Here is an 18,325-nt window from a genome sequence, read left to right on the forward strand (position 1 = left end):
GTTGACGGCGTGCTATTTGAAATTCAGGAAATCAGATTTATGAATCAACCTGCAAACCTGCCTGCCAGCGCGGGTAAAAAAATGCCTGCACGAGTGGCCTTTCTGGCGTTGCTGCGCCGCGTGCATTTTTACATTGGCCTGTTCGTCGGACCGTTTATTTTTGTCGCGGCACTCACCGGTACGTTGTATGTGCTGACCCCTCAGTTCGAAAATCATCTCTATTCTGATGCGCTCTTCACCTCCTCACACGGTGAACCGCAGCCGCTTTCCCGACAGATTGATGCGGCGCTAAACGTAACCGGCCAGGATAGACAGATTTATGCGGTCAGACCGGCTCCGTCTGCCGGTGAGACCACCCGGGTCATGTTTTCTGATCCGCAACTGGGCGCCTCCAAAAGCCGGGCGATTTTCATCGATCCGGTGACGCTGGCGGTGAAAGGGGACATGACGGTGTACGGCACCAGCGGCATTTTGCCGTTCCGCACCTGGCTGGATGATTTACATCGCGGCTTACTACTCGGTGATGCGGGGCGTATTTACAGCGAACTTGCCGCCTCCTGGTTGTGGGTAGCGGCATTGGGCGGCGTCGTGCTCTGGTTCACTGGCCGCCGTCAACCCCGCCAGTTGCGTAAGGTCAGCGGGAAAGCGGAAAAACAGCAGCACAGCCGCCGCTGGCACAGCTCGCTCGGCCTGTGTTTACTGGCTGGCTTACTGTTCTTCTCCGCTACCGGCCTGACGTGGTCGCAATGGGCGGGTGACAATATCGGTGTGCTGCGCGCGTATATGGGCTGGATGACGCCTGCCGTGAAAACCAGTCTGGATCCGCAGGCGGTCGCTGCACCTGCGGATGAACATGCGGAACATCATGCGCAGATGGCAGACATGCCTGATATGCCGGGAATGGATATGTCTGCGCATAAAATGCCTGCTGTGCCGCAAGCCGTCGCTGTTTCTGCACAGACTTTTGATGCAGTGGTACAGGCGGCGCGTGAGTCTGGCATTGCGGCGAACAAGATTGAAATCCGTCCAACGTATAGTGCGGAGAAAGCCTGGACGGTGACGGAAGTTGATCGCCGCTGGCCGACGCAGGTGGATGCGGTGTCCGTCGATCCCCGTTCAATGCAGATTGTCGATCACGTGCGTTTTGCTGATTTCCCGTTGCTCGCCAAACTCACCCGCTGGGGCGTGGATGCACATATGGGGATTCTGTTCGGCGTCTGGAATCAGGCCATCCTGGTGATTTTTGGTGTCGGACTTTGCGTGATGATTGCCTGGGGATATCGCCTGTGGTGGCTGCGAAGAACTGTCAGCAATGACGGTAGTCATCCGGTTGTTACTCTGCTGCAAACCTGGAAGTCGGTGCCGTTCAGCCTGCAATGCCCGATTTTGGTGATCACGCTCGGTCTGGCAATTTCATTACCCGTGATGGGCGCGAGTTTACTTATTTTTATGCTGATCGATGTTATCCGCTGGCAGCGGCGAAATTCTTCGGGTAACGTCAGCGCATTCTGATCAGAGAAGAAAAAAACATGTTGATGGCGGCATCTGGCTCTGTATTGAAGCCTTTTTTACGTGACAGATTTTTGCATCTGTTAATCCTGCTTGGCGTCATTCTGACCCTGTTCCAGCCGGAGAAAATCAGCCGGTTCCCGCAGTTTGTGGACTGGGACACGATCGTCACTTTGCTGGGTTTGCTGATGCTGACCAAGGGCGTTGAGGTCAGCGGTTATTTTGATTTTGTTGGCCGTAAGATGATTAACGCCATCGACAATGAGCGGCGGCTGGCGCTGTTTCTGGTCACTGCGGCGGCGCTGCTGTCCACGTTTATGACCAATGACGTCGCACTGTTCATCGTGATTCCGCTGACGATCACGCTGAAGAAACTGACGTCGTTGCCGGTGACGCGGCTGATTATATTTGAAGCGCTGGCGGTGAATGCCGGTTCGCTGCTTACGCCGATCGGTAATCCGCAAAATATCCTGCTATGGAATAAATCCGGTCAGTCGTTCCTGCATTTTATCGGGCAGATGGCACCGCTGGCGCTGATAACCCTGGTTGCATTATTGCTGGTGACCTGGTTTTGTTTTCCGTCGCATAGCCTGAAAAAGATTGAAAACAATCAGGGATACCCTTTCCGCAAGCGTCTGCTGGTAAGCTGCGTCGTCCTTTACGTGGTGTTTATTGCCTGTGTCGATCTGGGGCTGGCGTTGTATGGGTTGCTGGCGGTGATCCTGTGCTTTTTATTGCTGGCGCGGAATGTTCTGCTGCGTATCGACTGGCCGCTGATCCTGGTGTTTATCGTGATGTTTATCGATGTGCGTTTACTGGTCGGGTTGAATGCCCTGCAGCCTGCGTTTACCCACATTCATAGCTTGCCAGATTACGGACATTATCTGCTGAGCATCGGGCTTTCTCAGGTGATCAGCAATGTGCCTGCGACGATCCTGATGATCAACTATTTACCTTCCGGGCCGCTGCTGGCTTATGCCGTCAATGCCGGCGGTTTCGGGCTGGCGATAGGCTCACTGGCCAATCTCATCGCGTTACGCATGGCGAATGATAAAAAGATCTGGCTGCAGTTTCACTATTACTCTTTCCCGTTCCTGCTGTTCAGCGGCATCACGGGCTGGCTATTGCTGACGCTGTTTGTTAAATGACAGGCACCTGCAGCGAAGCCAGACGGTTCACGGCGGCGGTGATTTCAGCGGGGGTTAATGCTGAAAACCCCAGCAGCCAGCCGTCCTGATGTTGTGTCACTACACCGGCGCTGGCGGTAAACAAAGGTGAAAGCCGTGGCGTCTCAACGCCAGCCTGTGCGGCAAGGGCGCTGAAATGCGGTTCCTGCCCGGCAGGCAGGCGGGCAGCGAGCTGTAGCCCTCCGGCTGCCACCTGAGGTGTCAGCCATTCAATCTTTTGCTTAATTTGCGCCAGCAGATGATCACGGCGGCTATGGTAAAGCTGACGTGACAAGCGCAGATGTGAAGCGAAATGCCCGGCCTGCATAAATTCCGCCGTGATGGCCTGCATCAGTTGCGAAGAATGGCCGTCATTCACGGTGCGCATCATCACCATTTGCGCCACCAGCGCAGGCGGTAATACGGCATAGGCCAGCCGCAAAGACGGAAATAAAACTTTCGAGAACGTCCCCACATAAATAACCCGCTGATGTTTATCCAGCCCCTGCATGGCCGGAAGCGGCCGCCCGTCGTAATGCAGTTCGCTGTCATAATCATCTTCGATGATCCAGCTGTTGTGACGTTTCGCGTATTCGAGCAGGTGTAAACGGCGTGACAAACTCAGGCTGACACCGGTCGGGTAATGGTGTGATGGTGTCAGGTACATAAGGCGTGGCACGGGTGAATCAGCTTCCGGTGCCATTCCCTGTTCATCCACCGCAATGGCGCAAATGTCGGCTCCGGCACTGGCAAACGCGTTGCGGGCGCCCGGATATCCCGGCTGCTCAACCCAAACCCTATCCGCCGGATCAATCAGCAGCATCGCCAGCAGTTGTAATGCCTGCTGAGAACTGGTGGTGATCATGATGTGTTCAGCGCTGCAAATGACCCCGCGTGACTGCTGAAGATAGCTGGCCAGCACCTCGCGCAACGGCAAATACCCTTGCGGGTCGCCATATCCCAGCAGACGTTCGCCCTGGGTCCGCAGTTGTCTGGCGGTGATTTGCTTCCAGATTTTCAGCGGGAAGGCGCGCAGATCAGGCGAACCGGCTGCAAAGGCGACGGGCGATTGCGGATCACGACAACCGCCAGTGGCGACAATTTTCTCTCCGCGCGCTGACAATCCCGCCAATCCCGGTGGGATGACTTTACTGTTTCGGGAGGACGGAGCGCGGGGCAGTGACTGGCTGACAAAGGTGCCTTTGCCGGTATGGCGCTGAAGATAACCCTCCGCTTCTGCCTGCGCGTAGGCGGCTTCCACGGTCACCCGTGAGAGTTTCAGATCACAGGCCAGAATGCGGGAAGAGGGCAAGCGTTCTCCGCCAGCCAGCGCGCCGGAATTGATGGCCTGCCGCAACGCAGCACACAGCCGGTCACGCAAACCTGCCGCAGCGCCTGAACCGTTGGTCGCTGTGTTTTCGAAAAGCGTAATCAGTGCAGAGGGCTGAGACAGTGCTGGCATAATGGGTCTTATCATCGGCTTGAAATTGGCATTAATCATAAGACCAAAAACAGCGATGATGGAACTGTTTTCAGCCATATCACTTAATGAGGAAGCGTTTATGCAACAAGAGTCTTATGTTTTGGGATTCGCACCACCGTCACCTGAAATCAGTGCTGCGTATTTGTTGTCGAAACTGAGTTTTTATACTGATGCCGCCGATGTCGCGGCGGATTTACAAAACGGTGTGAGCGCAATTGTGGTTATTGATACCCGTTCTGCTGAACATTATGCACGCGGCCATGTGCCGGGCGCGGTCAGTTTTCCGCATAAACTGATGACAGCAGAAAGCACCCGCGAACTTAGCAAAGACGTGGTGTACGTGACGTATTGCGACGGAATCGGCTGCAACGGTTCAACGCAGGGCGCGTATAAACTGGCGAAACTTGGATTCAGGGTAAAGGAAATGATTGGCGGGCTGGATTTCTGGATCCGCGATCAGCACCCGGTTACGCCAGGTGAAGAACGCGGACAGTACTCACGGGAACAAATGCCGCCAGATTGCGGTTGTTGATAGGGCGTTATTGCAGGATTAAAACAGCAACCACAACAGCAGTACGACCACCACGAACGCGATAAACAACAGCGGCTTGCCGCCCATCGCCTGCATGGACGGCGGCAACATCGCGATAAACGGATTCATGATCGGTTGAGGATCGGTCCGTGTCACGGTGGTGAATGTATCGTCTGTATCATCGGCGCGTGGAGAACGGTCAACCCGCTGGCTGAACAGCACACCAATCAGATCACTGACCTGAACCTGCGTCAGCGGCGTGGAAAGCGTCGCACTGAAACGGTTTTCGGCGTATTCCGTTAGCTGATGAATTTCATGGGTGCTGGCCGGTTGCTTGAGCACGCTCAGCAATGTGGTCAGCGTCGGTGCGGTGGTCTGCTGGCTCAGTGACGCTTTCACCTGCATAAACTGGCTGAGCACCTGAAAATGCTTCGCCGGTATAGGTTCGCCCACTTTCACGCCAACCAGCGTAAACAGTTCCTGCCAGACTTTCACCGGGGCTTCGCCAGTGGCTGCACTGAGGCGGGTGACAAGCTGTTGCAGGCTGTTGTGTTCGGCAGGCAGCAACGGACGATCGGTGACCGGCGTCTGCTGGGGCTGCGGGATATTCATCTGACGGGTCTGGATCAGATCCAGCACCTGTTGCAACTGCGGATGCGTCAGTTGACTCAGTACGGTATGACCGAAATTCTGGCGGATAAAATCGCTCACCGCCTGCCGGTTATTACCCTGCGGCAGCAGCTCAGTTAGTTGCAGCATCAGCTGGCGCGAGGCATGGCTGTCCTGCGCCTGCGAGAGTTTTCCCTGCAACAGCGCTTCGGCCTGCGGGAACTGCTGCGAGGTGATTTCTGCACCGTGAGGCAACGCAAGATCGTGGCGCAAATTGGCCCAGATCTCAGCAGATTTGATTGGCGTCAGTGCCATCAGTTTGACGATCAGTTTTTCCAGCGTGGTGCGCTGTACCGGCGTTAATGGCAGCTCAGTACCTGCTTTAGCCGGAACGGTCTGACCCTGGGGTTGTGTTCTGTTGTCGCCAACCGGCATGCCCGGGCCGCTCAAAGGTTGCATATCACCGTCCTTCGCTGGAAATTTAAAACGTCGCTTAAACTCAATGATAAGTAAAAAGCACGGCGCAGAGCGCGGAAGCGCCTCATCATACCTGCAAAGTGTTTTAATCGACACAGTGAATAGCAGGCTGAGAAAGATTCTTCAGGATATTGTTTCCTAAAACAGCCGCTAAAAACGTCTGGCGGGGCGCGAAAGCAGAAAGTGGAGGGAAGGCGCCACCCTCTTCAGTGAGGATGGCATACGATTGAGAGAATTTATTTTTGTTTCGCGGACGCGCTACGGGTGAACAGCGGCTTGCGCAAACGCTGTGCCAGAATGACCCCGGCAAGCGTGATACCTCCGCCAATCAGATGGTAGCTGTGCAACTGTTCGTGCAGAAACAGTACGGCGATGACCGCAGTGAAAATCGGCGACAGATTCATGAAAATCGACGCTTTATTGGCACCCAAACGGATGACACCCTGGATCCACAAAAACGGCGCAATGATTGACGCCGGGATCCCCGCGAAAAGCACCAGCGGAATATTATGTGCCGTCAGGCTGACATCCTTCGCGAGCAGGAAGTTGGGCAGCAGCAATAAAACGCCGAAAATGATCTGCACATACAACGACTGCCAGTTCGGCAGCGGGATCGCCCAGCGTTTGGTGAGCACGCCATACAGCGCGTAGGAGGCCGAAGCCGCAAACATCATCAGTTCGCCCGTGCCGATGCCGTGTTGCAGCAACTGCGCCGGATCCCCGGCACTGACCAGCCAGACTAAACCGCCGAGGGAAATAATACTGCCCAGCGCCACACCCACTGTCGGGACCACACTGAGCACAAACAGGCCAATCAGCACGGTCAGCAGCGGGATGAGTGAATTCAGGATACCCATAAACAGTGCGCTGACGCTGTGTGCGGCGTAGTAAGCCAGACTCTGATACAGCACCATGCCCAACAGGCCGAGGATCAGCAGTTTCCACCCGTATTGTTTCACCACCTGAAGGTTGCGCAGCATGCCGGGCAGAACGAAAGGCGTCAGCGTCAGCAATGCCAGAAGCCAGCGGTAGAACGAAATGGCGGCAGGATCAATCGCGCTGGCCGAGGCTTTGCTGACAACAGCATTCAGCGACCAGATCAGGACGGCGAGCAGGGGAAAGAGCACATTCATTGAATATTATTCCTGAGTAAATCGTCACGTCAGTGTACGGTTGTCTTATTTGTTATATATAACGATAATCAGACAACTGATCGCGTAATTCAGACAATCCTCGTGTTGCTCACAGACAAAAGGTATTTATGCCCGCGCCGCGTACTTCTTTGCCCCGATATTACCCGCCGTTACCGGAGAAGATGCCGGTGACCCTGCTTTTTCGCGGGGAAATTGTGGAGGGGAATTCTGAGTATGTTGAGCATTCACATCCGTGGAGCCAGATTATCTGCGTGAAATCCGGCGTTCTTGCCATGCGCGTGGCGGGACAGCGTTATCTGGCCCCGCGTGAATTCGCTATCTGGGTGCCCGCAGGGGTTGAGCATTCAAGCTATAACCGTAAAACCACGCGTTTTTGCGTCATTGATATCGCGCCTGAGCTGGATACCCATCTGCCCGCCGGGCCTTGCCTGCTGACGCCGACGGCCATTTTTAACGCCATTGCTGATGACTGTTTCTCACGGAATATGACCGAGCCGCAGAGTGAAACGGATCTGCGTATGTGCCGCGTTTTATTGGATCAAATCAGTCTGGCACCCCGTCAGAACACTTATTTACCCACATCGGAAAATAAATTACTGGCCCCCGTTCTGAGCGCACTGGAGAAAAACCCGGCGGATAATACGTCGCTGGCGCAATGGGCGAAGCAGGTGTATACCACCGAACGAACATTGTCGCGGCGTTGCCAGCAGGAACTGGGGATGAGTTTTGCCCAATGGCGTCAGCGGTTGCGTTTCCTGCATTCGGTCTCATTGCTGGAGCAGGGGAAAACGGTGCAGGAAGTCGCGCTTGATCTGGGCTACAGCTCGTCTTCGGCATTTATCGCCATGTTCCAGCAGGTTTCCGGCACCACGCCGCAGCGTTTTCGTAACGACAGGTAAACCTGTGCCCTGAAAGTTGGGATCTGGCCCGGTATCGTGGCAAAATCAATGCCCTCTTTATTTTCTATTCTTTCTTTAGGCCATGCTGCCGGAGACAAACGTGAAAATCCTGGTTGATGAAAATATGCCGTATGCCGTCGAGCTTTTTAGCCGGTTGGGGAACGTGCAGGCCGTACCTGGCCGTCCTATCCCGCAAGATGCCCTGAATGATGCCGATGCGTTGATGGTGCGGTCTGTGACCAAAGTGAACGAAAGTTTGCTGGCGGGAAAACCGGTGAAATTTGTGGGTACCGCCACGGCGGGCACCGATCACGTTGATGATGCATGGCTTGCCAGCGCAGGGATTGGTTTCTCGGCCGCGCCCGGCTGTAATGCCATTGCCGTGGTGGAATATGTTTTCTCATCCTTGCTGATCCTTGCTCAGCGCGACGGTTTCCATCTGCGCGATAAAACGGTCGGGATCATTGGTGTCGGTAACGTCGGTTCACGTCTGAATACCCGCCTTGAAGCGCTGGGTGTACGCACGTTATTGTGCGATCCGCCGCGAGCCGATCGGGGTGATGCCGGTGAATTCTGGCCGCTTGAGAAGCTGGTCGCTGAAGCCGATATCCTGACGTTCCATACGCCGCTGAATATGTCCGGCCCTTATGCCACACATCATCTGGTGGATGCGGATTTACTGGCGCGTCTGCCCGCTGACCGGATCCTCATTAACGCCTGTCGTGGTGAGGTGGTGGATAACGCCGCGCTGCTCGACGCACTGAATGGCAGCAAAAAACTGACGGCTGTGCTGGATGTCTGGGAACCGGAACCTGATTTGTCGTTAGCGTTGCTGGATAAAGTTGCTATCGGCACGGCACATATCGCCGGTTACAGCCTGGAAGGGAAAGCACGCGGCACCACACAGGTGTTCGAAGCATTCAGTCAGTTTATCGGTCAGCCACAAACGGTGCCGCCGGAATCATTACTCCCTGCGCCTGAATTTGCCGAAGTGACGCTGAGTGGCGCGCTGAGCGAAGCCAAACTGCTGCGTCTTATTCACTTAGTGTATGATGTGCGCCGCGATGACCGGCCTTTGCGCCGTGTCGCCGGAAAACCGGGCGAATTCGACAAGCTGCGTAAGTTCTATGAAGAACGTCGTGAGTGGTCATCTTTACGGGTGATTTGCGACGATGCGGCGACCGCCGGTGTGTTGAAAAAACTGGGCTTTAACAGCCAGTTAGCCACTGCTTAAAACGGCCTTAAGTTTTTTCGCCGCGAGTGGTGCGATAACACGTTTGCAAACAGGGCGGTGATCATCATCGCCCCTTGTATTTTGTACTTTTATTTTCTGGAGAATACCAACATGTCTGATGGCTGGAATATTGCGCTGCTTGGCGCAACGGGCGCAGTCGGTGATGCGTTACTGGAATTATTGGCTGATCGTCAGTTCCCGGTTGGTGAGCTCTTCCCGCTGGCAAGTGAACGCAGCGCCGGTAAGACCGTGCGTTTTAACGGCAAAAGTCTGCGCGTACAACAGGCATCTGAGTTCGACTGGTCGCAGGTCCAACTGGCGTTCTTTGTTGCGGGTTCTGAGGCTTCTGCCTTGTATGCCGAAGAAGCGGCAAATCAGGGCTGTCTGGTCATCGACAGCAGCGGCCTGTTCTCTCTTGAACACGATATTCCTCTGGTGGTGCCGGGCGTGAACCCTGACGCACTGTCTCATTACCGCAACCGCAATATCGTGGCCGTGGCCGACAGCCTGACCAGCCAACTGCTGACCGCTATCAAACCACTGACCGAACAGGCCGGTTTGTCGCGTCTGCATGTCACTTCTTTGCTTTCCGTTTCTGCGCTGGGCAAAGCCGCGGTTGACGATCTGGCCGGGCAAAGCGCCCGTCTGCTGAACGGCATTCCGGCAGAAGAAGGCATTTTCAGCAAACAACTGGCGTTTAACCTGTTACCGCTGGTCAGTGATGAAGAGGGCAGTGTGCGTCAGGAACGCCGTCTGGTGGATCAGGTTCGCAAAGTGTTGCAGGACGATGGGCTGCCGATTTCTGTCAGTTGCGTACAGTCGCCGGTGTTTTACGGTCACGCGCAGGTGGTTCATATGGAAGGTTTGCGTCCGCTGTCAGCGGAAGAAGCGCGCGCCGAACTCGAACGCATTGATGATATTAATCTGAGCGATGAAGATGATTTCCCGACGCAGGTCAGTGATGCGTCCGGTAATGCCAATCTGAGCATCGGTTGTATCCGTAATGACTACGGCATTCCTGAGTTACTGCAATTCTGGTCAGTGGCTGACAACGTCCGTTTTGGCGGCGCACTGATGGCGGTGGAAACTGCCGAGAAGCTGATTAACGAGTACTGGTACTGATTATGTCCGATGAAGTGATCGCTGACGTCAGCACCGCACCGGTTGCCGGACGTGTGGCGTTAGGCATTGAATATGACGGCAGTGCCTATTTTGGCTGGCAGCGTCAGCAGGGCGTCGCCAGCGTGCAGGAGTGTCTGGAAAAAGCACTGAGCCGTGTGGCCAATGCACCGATCGTCGTGTTTTGCGCCGGGCGTACAGACGCAGGCGTCAGCGCAACGGGGCAGGTGGTGCATTTCGACACGCCGGTGCTGCGCAAAGACGCGGCGTGGACGATGGGGGTGAATACCCATTTGCCCAAAGATATCGCTGTGCGCTGGTGTGCGAATGTGGGCGAGGATTTTCATGCCCGTTTCAGCGCCACCGCCCGCCGGTATCGATACGTTATTTATAACAACCGTTACCGTTCAGCGATTTTGCATGCCGGCGTGACCCATGTTCACATGCCGCTCGACGTCGAAAAAATGCAGCTTGCCGGTCAGGCGTTGCTGGGTGAGAACGATTTCACGTCTTTTCGTGCATCACAGTGCCAGTCGCGTACGCCGTGGCGTTATGTGATGCATGTGAATGTGAGCCGTCACGGCAGCTATGTGGTGGTCGATATCAAGGCTAATGCGTTTGTTCATCACATGGTGCGCAACATCGTGGGTAGCCTGGTGGAAATCGGTGCCGGTAATCAGCCTGTTGGCTGGATGGGGGAGCTACTGGCAGCGAAAGATCGCAATCTTGCGGCAGCTACGGGCAAGCCTGAAGGGTTATATCTGGTCTGCGTGGATTACCCTGAGAAATTTGCGCTGCCTCAGGTGAATATGGGACCCCTGTTCCTCGAAGATTAAGGAACGGATCAAGCGATTGTTTAAATGGGCTGTTAAACCGGAAAGAGGTGGAAAATCAAATGGGTTTTATTCACTTTGTCATTGATTTTATTTTGCATATTGATGTGCATTTAGCGGAGCTGGTTGCGCAGTATGGCATCTGGGTTTACGGCATTTTATTCCTGATTTTGTTCTGCGAAACCGGTCTGGTGGTGACACCTTTCCTGCCGGGTGACTCATTATTGTTCGTAGCAGGTGCGCTGGCGGCGTTGCCGGGCAACGACATGAACGTTCATCTGATGGCGTTCCTGATGGCGATTGCGGCGATACTCGGCGATGCGGTGAACTACACTATCGGACGGGTCTTTGGTGAACGTCTGTTCAGTAATCCTGATTCAAAGATTTTCCGTCGCAGTTATTTGGACAAGACGCATAAGTTTTACGAGAAACATGGCGGCAAAACGATTATTCTTGCGCGCTTCGTGCCGATCGTCCGCACGTTTGCACCGTTTGTGGCCGGTATGGGGCATATGTCTTACCGCCATTTCGCTGCGTATAACGTGATTGGTGCACTGGTTTGGGTGCTGTTATTTACCTATGCTGGCTACCTTTTCGGCGATCTGCCGATTGTTCAGGAAAATCTGAAATTACTGATCGTGGCAATCATTGTGGTTTCCATCCTGCCGGGTGTGATTGAAATCTGGCGGCACAAACGCGCAGCGGCCAAAGAAAAGCGTCAACAGGATTAATTCCGTACGTTTTTTACGCAAGCGCTTTAAAATTTAAGGCATTAAACCTGAGGGTAGGACCAGTTTTTTATCCACAGTGTCTGGCCGTTATGGTTTAATGAGCGACAATTTATGGTCTGTTCCTGCGAACAACCCTTCTGTGGCGCGGTGTGTGAGGTTTTTTATCACCCCGTACACAGGCGATTTTGGGTAGGTTTCAGGGGACTTGTTACAGCATGAACAGCGGACTGGCTTCGGCCGGGTTCAAACAGAAAGGTTATCGATGAGCTGGATTGAACGAATTCTTAGTAAGAGCACTGACTCGCAAACCCGTAAGGCAAGTATTCCTGAGGGCGTCTGGACTAAATGTGACAGCTGCGGGCAGGTCCTTTACCGCGCCGAGCTTGAGCGCAATCTCATGGTGTGCCCTAAGTGCGACCACCATACGCGCCTTACCGCGCGTATGCGTCTGTCCACTTTCATGGACGAGGGCAGTGAGATTGAGTTAGGCAGTGAGCTTGAGCCTAAAGATGTTCTGAAGTTTAAAGATTCCAAGAAATACAAAGATCGTCTGGTTGCAGCACAAAAAGAAACCAACGAAAAAGACGCCATGGTCGTCATGAAAGGTACGCTGTTTGGCATGCCAATCGTGGTCGCATCGTTTGAATTTGCTTTCATGGGCGGTTCAATGGCGTCCGTCGTGGGGGCACGTTTTGTGCGTGCCGTTGAGCAGGCACTGGAAGATAACTGCCCGCTGGTCTGTTTCTCTGCCAGTGGCGGCGCCCGTATGCAGGAAGCGCTGATGTCGCTGATGCAGATGGCGAAAACCAGTGCAGCACTGGCGAAGTTACAGGAACGTGGCCTGCCATACATTTCTGTACTGACTGACCCTACGATGGGCGGTGTTTCTGCCAGTCTGGCAATGCTGGGTGACATTAACGTCGCGGAGCCGAAGGCGCTGATCGGTTTTGCCGGTCCACGTGTTATCGAGCAAACCGTTCGTGAAAAACTGCCGCCGGGCTTCCAGCGCAGTGAATTCCTGATCGAAAAAGGTGCGATTGATATGATCGTACGTCGTCCGGAAATGCGCGCCAAACTGGGCAGCGTTCTGGCGAAACTGACCGGGCAACCGGAGCCGAAAGTGGCTGACGTCCATGTTGCTGTCAACGGTTCTGCCGCTGACAACCAGGATGCCTGATCGAACAGGGTAAACGCCGGTCAGTTATTCGGGCGGCCACCGCGTGTTGTGCCGCCCACACTGTTTTTCTGCAAAACAGACAGCCGTGCTTTTACTCTGTTGGTGTGATCTGACAAAGAGGGCATTGCCTGCTGTCACAGTCTGGTGATGTAGTGTCGAAGTGAACCTGACAAGGTTGAACGGGACTCATGCAAAATCAACTTATTCCCCAAGCCACGTCGCCTTTGGCCACGTGGCTTTATTATCTTGAACATCTCCACTCTCAGGCTATTGAGCTTGGCCTTGACCGGGTCAAAGCGGTTGCCGCCAAACTCGACTTACTGACGCCAGCGCCGCTGGTTTTCACCGTGGCCGGAACCAATGGTAAAGGCACCACCTGCGCGACGCTGGAATCCATCCTGATGGCGGCGGGTTACCGTGTGGGCGTTTACAGCTCCCCGCATCTGGTGCGCTACACTGAACGTGTCCGTATTCAGGGGGAAGAATTAGCGGAATCTGCGCATTGCGAATCTTTTGCGGGGCTGGAGGCTGGCCGTGGCGATATCTCGCTGACCTACTTTGAATACGGCACATTGTCGGCGTTGCAGCTGTTTAAACAGGCTAAGCTGGATGTGGTGATACTTGAAGTCGGGCTGGGCGGTCGTCTGGATGCGACTAATATTGTCGATGCCAGCGTGGCTGTCGTCACCAGTATTGCGCTGGATCATACCGACTGGCTGGGATCTGACCGCGAAAGTATTGGCCGCGAAAAAGCCGGTATTTTCCGCGCCGGTAAACCGGCCGTGGTGGGTGAGCCGGATATGCCACAATCCATTGCTGCGGTTGCGCAGGAAAAACATGCGGATTTACACCGCCGCGATGTGAACTGGCATTTTTCTGCGGATGCCGGACAGTGGCGCTGGGCAGCGCGGGAAGAAGGTAATGAGGTTAACGTGCTGGAAGGTTTACCGTTGCCGAATGTACCGCTGGCTAACGCCGCGACCGCGCTGGCTGCACTGCATTATTCAACACTGGATATCCCTGAAGCCGCGTTGCGCAGCGGTTTACAGCGCGCTGCTTTGCCGGGACGTTTCCAGACGGTGAGTGAATCGCCAAGGCTGATCCTGGATGTCGCGCACAATCCGCATGCGGCAGCGTATCTGGCCGGACGTCTGGCGGAACAGCCGCGAAAGGGTGGCAAAGTGCGTGCCGTCGTCGGAATGTTGAAAGACAAAGATATTGCCGGTACGCTGGCTTGCCTGTCGCCGCAGGTGGATGAATGGTATTGCGCGCCGCTGGAAGGCCCGCGCGGGGCCAGTGTCGAAGAACTGACCGTCCATCTGCCGCAGGCGCGCCAGTTTGATGATGTGGAGTCTGCCTGGAAACAGGCTATGCAGGAGGCGGCTCCTCAGGATATTGTGATTGTCTGCGGCTCGTTCCATACCGTAGCTCACGTAATGGATGCTATAGACACGGGGAAAACCAGTGGCAAGTAAGTTTCAAAATCGTCTGGTCGGGACGGTCATTCTGGTGGCACTGGGTGTCATCATTTTGCCTGGTTTACTCGACGGCAAGAAAAAGCATTACGAAGACGAATTTGCGTCTATTCCATTGGTGCCAAAACCGGGTGATGTTGAGGAACAGGACTCGGTGCCACCGGTCACGCAATCTTTGCCTGCTCAGCCGCCGGAAGGTGCCGATCAGATGATGAATGGTGAACAGGACGATACAAGTCCTGCCAATAACACCAACGCCGCCAATCATGGCAATGTGGCGCCGGGTAATACCACGATAGAAGCGCCGCCGGTCACCACACTGCCTGAGCAGAAAAAACCGGTGCAGCCTGCTCCTCAAAAACCCAAAGTGATCGAACCGAAACCGATGGTGGAAGCGAAGCCAACGGTGAAACCGAAGCCGGTCGAACAGCCAAAACCGGTTGAACAACCGAAGGCCGTTGCTGAACAGCCAAAACCGGTTGAACAGCCGAAGGCTGCGCCGGCAGAAAAAGCGCCGACAGGGCAGTCTTATGTGGTGCAGCTTGGCGCATTGAAAAATGCCGCCAAAGCCAATGAGATTGTGGCGAATCTGCGGTTGTCTGGTTTCCGTGCTTACACAGTGCCTGCAACACCGGTACAGGGGCAGATCACGCGCCTGTACGTCGGCCCGGATGCCTCGAAGCAAAAACTCGAAGCGTCACTTCCGCAACTGCAACAGCTGAGCGGATTGGGTGGGCAGGTTCGCGCTTACTCCGCACACTGACTTTGCTCCTCCCCCTGCGAAGGGGGAGGCGGGGAGGGGGTTTAGCGGGCAACGCCAGATTCAACGTTGCCATTAATACCCCACCCCAACCCTCCCCTTCGCAGGGGAGGGAGTCGTTAAAACATAAAAAATACCACGGAGGGCACAAGCGATTTGTGCCCTTTTTCTATAAGATCCTCTGGTTGGATTTTTATAGGTTTATGCTGCGATTGAGGTTTTTTTAATCGCTATTATTAATTTGTCTGACCGGCTGATTTCCCCTACGCAAACGTTTTCTTTTTCTGTTAGAATTCGCCGCGAACTGGATGCCGGGGCAGATGTGACTGGATTAGACACTGGAATAGTTAATGGTCTGGATTGATTACGTCATTATTGCGGTTATCGGATTTTCTGCTTTAGTCAGTTTGATCCGTGGCTTTGTTCGTGAGGCTTTATCGCTGGTAACCTGGGCTTGCGCCTTTTTTGTTGCCAGCCATTATTACCCTTACCTCGCCATCTACTTCACACGTTTCGAAGATGAGTTAGTTCGAAACGGGATCGCAATTGCCATCTTGTTCATCGCGACGTTGATCGTAGGTGCAATTGTCAACTATGTGATTGGTTCACTGGTTGAAAGAACCGGGTTGTCCGGCACTGACAGGGTGTTAGGTGTGTGCTTCGGCGCACTGCGCGGGGTGTTAATTGTCTCCGCGATGCTGTTCTTCCTCGATACTTTTACCGGTTTTTCGCAAAGTGAAGACTGGAAACAATCCCAGTTGATCCCACAGTTCAGTTATATCATCAGGTGGTTCTTTGACTACCTGCAGAGCACGTCGAGTTTCTTGCCAAAACATATTTAGTTTTGGCAGCGCTGAAGAGGAAAAGACAACATGTGCGGTATTGTCGGTATCGCCGGTTTCATGCCGGTAAACCAGTCGATTTATGACGCGTTAACGGTGTTACAACACCGTGGTCAGGATGCCGCAGGCATCACCACCATCGACGCGAATAATAACTTCCGTTTACGTAAAGCGAATGGCCTGGTGAAGGATGTTTTCGAAGCCCGCCATATGCAACGCTTACAGGGCAACATGGGTATCGGCCATGTGCGCTACCCAACGGCTGGCAGTTCCAGCGCTTCAGAAGCTCAACCCTTTTACGTCAACTCTCCGTTCGGCATTACCCTTGCCCATAACGGCAACCTGACCAATGCTCACGAATTGCGCAGCAACCTGTTCGAAGGCCAGCGCCGTCATGTGAACACCACGTCCGATTCTGAGATCCTGCTCAATATCCTGGCGAGTGAACTGGATCGTTTCCAGCATTACCCGCTGGAAGCTGACAACATTTTTGCTGCGGTTGCCGCAGTGAATCTGAAAATCCGTGGTGCCTACGCGTGTGTGGCGATGATTATCGGTCATGGCATGCTGGCGTTCCGTGACCCGCACGGTATCCGTCCGCTGGTTATCGGTAAACGTACGCTGGAAGATGGCCGTAATGAGTACATGGTGGCTTCTGAGAGTGTGGCACTCGATACGCTGGGCTTTGAGTTCCTGCGCGATGTTGCGCCGGGTGAAGCGGTGTATATCACCGAAAAAGGTCAGTTGTTCACCCGTATGTGTGCCGAGAACCCGCAGTACAATCCGTGCCTGTTCGAATACGTGTATTTCGCGCGTCCGGATTCCTTCATCGATAAAATTTCCGTCTACAGCGCCCGTGTTCGTATGGGTGAAAAGCTGGGCGCGAAAATTGCCCGTGAATGGGAAGACCTGGATATTGACGTGGTGATCCCGATCCCGGAAACCTCCTGCGATATCGCGCTGGAAATCGCCCGCATCCTGGATAAACCGTACCGTCAGGGATTTGTGAAAAACCGCTATGTCGGCCGTACCTTTATCATGCCGGGCCAGCAGGAACGCCGTAAATCTGTACGCCGTAAACTGAACGCTAACCGCGCTGAATTCCGTGATAAAAACGTGTTGCTGGTGGATGACTCCATCGTGCGTGGCACCACCTCTCAACAGATTGTTGAGATGGCGCGTGAAGCCGGAGCGCGACGTGTTTATCTGGCGTCTGCGGCACCGGAAATCCGTTTCCCGAACGTGTACGGTATCGATATGCCAAGCGCGAACGAGCTGATTGCCCATGGCCGTGAAGTCAGTGAAATCAACCAGATAATTGGTGCTGATGCCTTGATCTTCCAGGATCTGAGCGACCTGATCGCCGCAGTGAAAGAAGACAATATGGATATCGAGAAATTCGAATGTTCAGTTTTCGACGGTGTTTACGTCACCAAAGACGTTGACCAGAACTATCTGGAATACCTCGAAGCCCTGCGCAATGACGACGCTCAGGCGTTGCGTGGCCAGCAGGAAGCTGAAAACCTTGAGATGCACAACGAAGGCTGAGCGGCCCGTTGCTGACATTCTCTCAGGCGCGCCCCTCCGGTGAACACCGGGCGGGCGCGTTTTTTTATGCCTGAATTTATGTCAGTATTGGCACCATCGGGTCCGGGTTCATTTTTCTAAGGCAGTGTTCATGAAACGACTTATCGTCGGTATTTCCGGCGCCAGCGGCGCAATCTATGGTGTCAGGCTCTTGCAGGTATTGCAGAGCGTACCTGATATCGAAACACATCTGGTGATGAGCAATGCGGCCCGCCAGACGATGACACTGGAAACCGATCTCACACTACGCGACGTTCAGGCGCTGGCCGATGTGGTGCATGATTCCCGCGATATCGCGGCCAGCATTTCTTCCGGTTCTTTTAAAACTGCCGGAATGGTGATTTTGCCCTGCTCGATCAAAACGCTTTCCGGCATCGTAAACAGTTACACCGACGGTCTGCTGACCCGTGCAGCCGACGTGGTGTTGAAAGAGCGCCGCCGTCTGGTGTTGTGTGTGCGTGAAACGCCGCTGCATCTCGGCCATTTACGGCTGATGACCCAGGCCGCTGAACTGGGTGCTGTCATTATGCCGCCGGTTCCGGCGTTTTATCATCGCCCGGCCTCGGTGGAAGATATCATCGATCAGACGGTAAACCGGGTGATTGATCAGTTTGATATCGAACTGCCGGAAGACTTATTTGTTCGATGGCAGGGCAGTCGTTAAACTTTCACGTCCCAATACGCACTCATTTCGCGCACTTCAGTTACATTGCACCAACAATGATCACAATTTGATTC

The 18,325-nt window shown here is 54.2% G+C and carries 17 protein-coding genes; 14 read left to right on the top strand and 3 right to left on the bottom strand.

Translation table 11 applies throughout. The annotated features are described in order from the left end of the window. Positions 1-39 precede the first annotated feature (39 nt). Together HGO41_RS01620 and HGO41_RS01625 are read left to right on the top strand one after the other, a co-directional pair. Entirely contained in the window at positions 40-1,512 is a 1,473-nt protein-coding gene (locus HGO41_RS01620) for a PepSY-associated TM helix domain-containing protein (protein ID WP_250980707.1), read from the top strand. Between the two features lie 17 nt (positions 1,513-1,529). After that, positions 1,530-2,657, top strand: coding sequence for an SLC13 family permease (locus HGO41_RS01625; RefSeq protein WP_217244226.1), 1,128 nt, complete (start codon positions 1,530-1,532; stop codon positions 2,655-2,657). Here HGO41_RS01625 and pdxR read toward each other — a convergent pair. Continuing rightward, entirely contained in the window at positions 2,650-4,137 is a 1,488-nt protein-coding gene (gene pdxR / locus HGO41_RS01630) for a MocR-like pyridoxine biosynthesis transcription factor PdxR (protein WP_250980708.1), read from the bottom strand. The two genes, HGO41_RS01625 and pdxR, sit on opposite strands and share 8 nt — an antisense overlap. A gap of 100 nt (positions 4,138-4,237) precedes the next feature. Here pdxR and HGO41_RS01635 point away from each other — a divergent pair, with 100 nt between their 5' ends. Then, a complete protein-coding gene (locus HGO41_RS01635; protein WP_013574550.1) occupies positions 4,238-4,690 on the top strand; it encodes a rhodanese-like domain-containing protein in 453 nt (150 codons plus the stop codon). A gap of 18 nt (positions 4,691-4,708) precedes the next feature. Here HGO41_RS01635 and flk read toward each other — a convergent pair whose 3' ends face one another. Next, positions 4,709-5,758, bottom strand: a complete 1,050-nt coding sequence (gene flk, locus HGO41_RS01640; RefSeq protein ID WP_013574551.1) for a flagella biosynthesis regulator Flk — start codon at positions 5,756-5,758, stop codon at positions 4,709-4,711. A gap of 254 nt (positions 5,759-6,012) precedes the next feature. Next, on the bottom strand, positions 6,013-6,909 hold the full coding sequence (locus HGO41_RS01645; RefSeq protein ID WP_013574552.1) for a DMT family transporter: 897 nt from the start codon (positions 6,907-6,909) through the stop codon (positions 6,013-6,015). Between the two features lie 128 nt (positions 6,910-7,037). Here HGO41_RS01645 and HGO41_RS01650 point away from each other — a divergent pair, with 128 nt between their 5' ends. From HGO41_RS01650 to HGO41_RS01700, 11 genes are all read left to right on the top strand, one after another. Then, on the top strand, positions 7,038-7,829 hold the full coding sequence (locus HGO41_RS01650) for an AraC family transcriptional regulator (protein WP_013574553.1): 792 nt from the start codon (positions 7,038-7,040) through the stop codon (positions 7,827-7,829). 100 nt (positions 7,830-7,929) lie between these two features. Then, positions 7,930-9,063 (top strand): 4-phosphoerythronate dehydrogenase PdxB, encoded by a 1,134-nt coding sequence (gene pdxB, locus HGO41_RS01655; RefSeq protein ID WP_112151215.1) that lies wholly within the window; start codon positions 7,930-7,932, stop codon positions 9,061-9,063. Positions 9,064-9,174: 111 nt separating this feature from the next. After that, positions 9,175-10,185, top strand: coding sequence for an aspartate-semialdehyde dehydrogenase (locus HGO41_RS01660; RefSeq protein WP_013574555.1), 1,011 nt, complete (start codon positions 9,175-9,177; stop codon positions 10,183-10,185). A gap of 2 nt (positions 10,186-10,187) precedes the next feature. After that, positions 10,188-11,018, top strand: coding sequence for a tRNA pseudouridine(38-40) synthase TruA (gene truA, locus HGO41_RS01665; RefSeq protein WP_013574556.1), 831 nt, complete (start codon positions 10,188-10,190; stop codon positions 11,016-11,018). A 59-nt stretch (positions 11,019-11,077) separates the two neighbouring features. Then, entirely contained in the window at positions 11,078-11,746 is a 669-nt protein-coding gene (locus HGO41_RS01670) for a DedA family protein (protein WP_013574557.1), read from the top strand. Positions 11,747-12,008: 262 nt separating this feature from the next. After that, on the top strand, positions 12,009-12,923 hold the full coding sequence (gene accD / locus HGO41_RS01675; RefSeq protein ID WP_250980709.1) for an acetyl-CoA carboxylase, carboxyltransferase subunit beta: 915 nt from the start codon (positions 12,009-12,011) through the stop codon (positions 12,921-12,923). A gap of 188 nt (positions 12,924-13,111) precedes the next feature. Further along, positions 13,112-14,398, top strand: coding sequence for a bifunctional tetrahydrofolate synthase/dihydrofolate synthase (gene folC, locus HGO41_RS01680; RefSeq protein WP_013574559.1), 1,287 nt, complete (start codon positions 13,112-13,114; stop codon positions 14,396-14,398). Beyond that, entirely contained in the window at positions 14,388-15,161 is a 774-nt protein-coding gene (gene dedD / locus HGO41_RS01685) for a cell division protein DedD (protein ID WP_013574560.1), read from the top strand. The genes folC and dedD overlap by 11 nt, the downstream gene beginning before the upstream one ends. A 347-nt stretch (positions 15,162-15,508) precedes the next feature. Next, positions 15,509-16,000, top strand: coding sequence for a colicin V production protein (cvpA, locus tag HGO41_RS01690; protein WP_013574561.1), 492 nt, complete (start codon positions 15,509-15,511; stop codon positions 15,998-16,000). Between the two features lie 30 nt (positions 16,001-16,030). Continuing rightward, on the top strand, positions 16,031-17,548 hold the full coding sequence (purF, locus tag HGO41_RS01695; protein ID WP_013574562.1) for an amidophosphoribosyltransferase: 1,518 nt from the start codon (positions 16,031-16,033) through the stop codon (positions 17,546-17,548). Between the two features lie 130 nt (positions 17,549-17,678). Continuing rightward, positions 17,679-18,251, top strand: a complete 573-nt coding sequence (locus HGO41_RS01700) for a UbiX family flavin prenyltransferase (protein ID WP_013574563.1) — start codon at positions 17,679-17,681, stop codon at positions 18,249-18,251. Positions 18,252-18,325 lie beyond the last annotated feature (74 nt).

The organism is Rahnella sp. CG8, assembly GCF_023701875.1.
GTDB classification, from domain to species: domain Bacteria; phylum Pseudomonadota; class Gammaproteobacteria; order Enterobacterales; family Enterobacteriaceae; genus Rahnella; species Rahnella aceris.

Excerpts from the sequence above, each read along its gene's own strand:
- HGO41_RS01620 (WP_250980707.1), top strand. The coding sequence starts at position 40 with ATGAATCAACCTGCAAACCTGCCTGCCAGCGCGGGTAAAAAAATGCCT.
- HGO41_RS01625 (WP_217244226.1), top strand. The coding sequence starts at position 1,530 with ATGTTGATGGCGGCATCTGGCTCTGTATTGAAGCCTTTTTTACGTGAC.
- pdxR (WP_250980708.1), bottom strand. The coding sequence starts at position 4,137 with ATGCCAGCACTGTCTCAGCCCTCTGCACTGATTACGCTTTTCGAAAAC.
- HGO41_RS01635 (WP_013574550.1), top strand. The coding sequence starts at position 4,238 with ATGCAACAAGAGTCTTATGTTTTGGGATTCGCACCACCGTCACCTGAA.
- flk (WP_013574551.1), bottom strand. The coding sequence starts at position 5,758 with ATGCAACCTTTGAGCGGCCCGGGCATGCCGGTTGGCGACAACAGAACA.
- HGO41_RS01645 (WP_013574552.1), bottom strand. The coding sequence starts at position 6,909 with ATGAATGTGCTCTTTCCCCTGCTCGCCGTCCTGATCTGGTCGCTGAAT.
- HGO41_RS01650 (WP_013574553.1), top strand. The coding sequence starts at position 7,038 with ATGCCCGCGCCGCGTACTTCTTTGCCCCGATATTACCCGCCGTTACCG.
- HGO41_RS01660 (WP_013574555.1), top strand. The coding sequence starts at position 9,175 with ATGTCTGATGGCTGGAATATTGCGCTGCTTGGCGCAACGGGCGCAGTC.
- truA (WP_013574556.1), top strand. The coding sequence starts at position 10,188 with ATGTCCGATGAAGTGATCGCTGACGTCAGCACCGCACCGGTTGCCGGA.
- HGO41_RS01670 (WP_013574557.1), top strand. The coding sequence starts at position 11,078 with ATGGGTTTTATTCACTTTGTCATTGATTTTATTTTGCATATTGATGTG.
- accD (WP_250980709.1), top strand. The coding sequence starts at position 12,009 with ATGAGCTGGATTGAACGAATTCTTAGTAAGAGCACTGACTCGCAAACC.
- folC (WP_013574559.1), top strand. The coding sequence starts at position 13,112 with ATGCAAAATCAACTTATTCCCCAAGCCACGTCGCCTTTGGCCACGTGG.
- cvpA (WP_013574561.1), top strand. The coding sequence starts at position 15,509 with ATGGTCTGGATTGATTACGTCATTATTGCGGTTATCGGATTTTCTGCT.
- purF (WP_013574562.1), top strand. The coding sequence starts at position 16,031 with ATGTGCGGTATTGTCGGTATCGCCGGTTTCATGCCGGTAAACCAGTCG.
- HGO41_RS01700 (WP_013574563.1), top strand. The coding sequence starts at position 17,679 with ATGAAACGACTTATCGTCGGTATTTCCGGCGCCAGCGGCGCAATCTAT.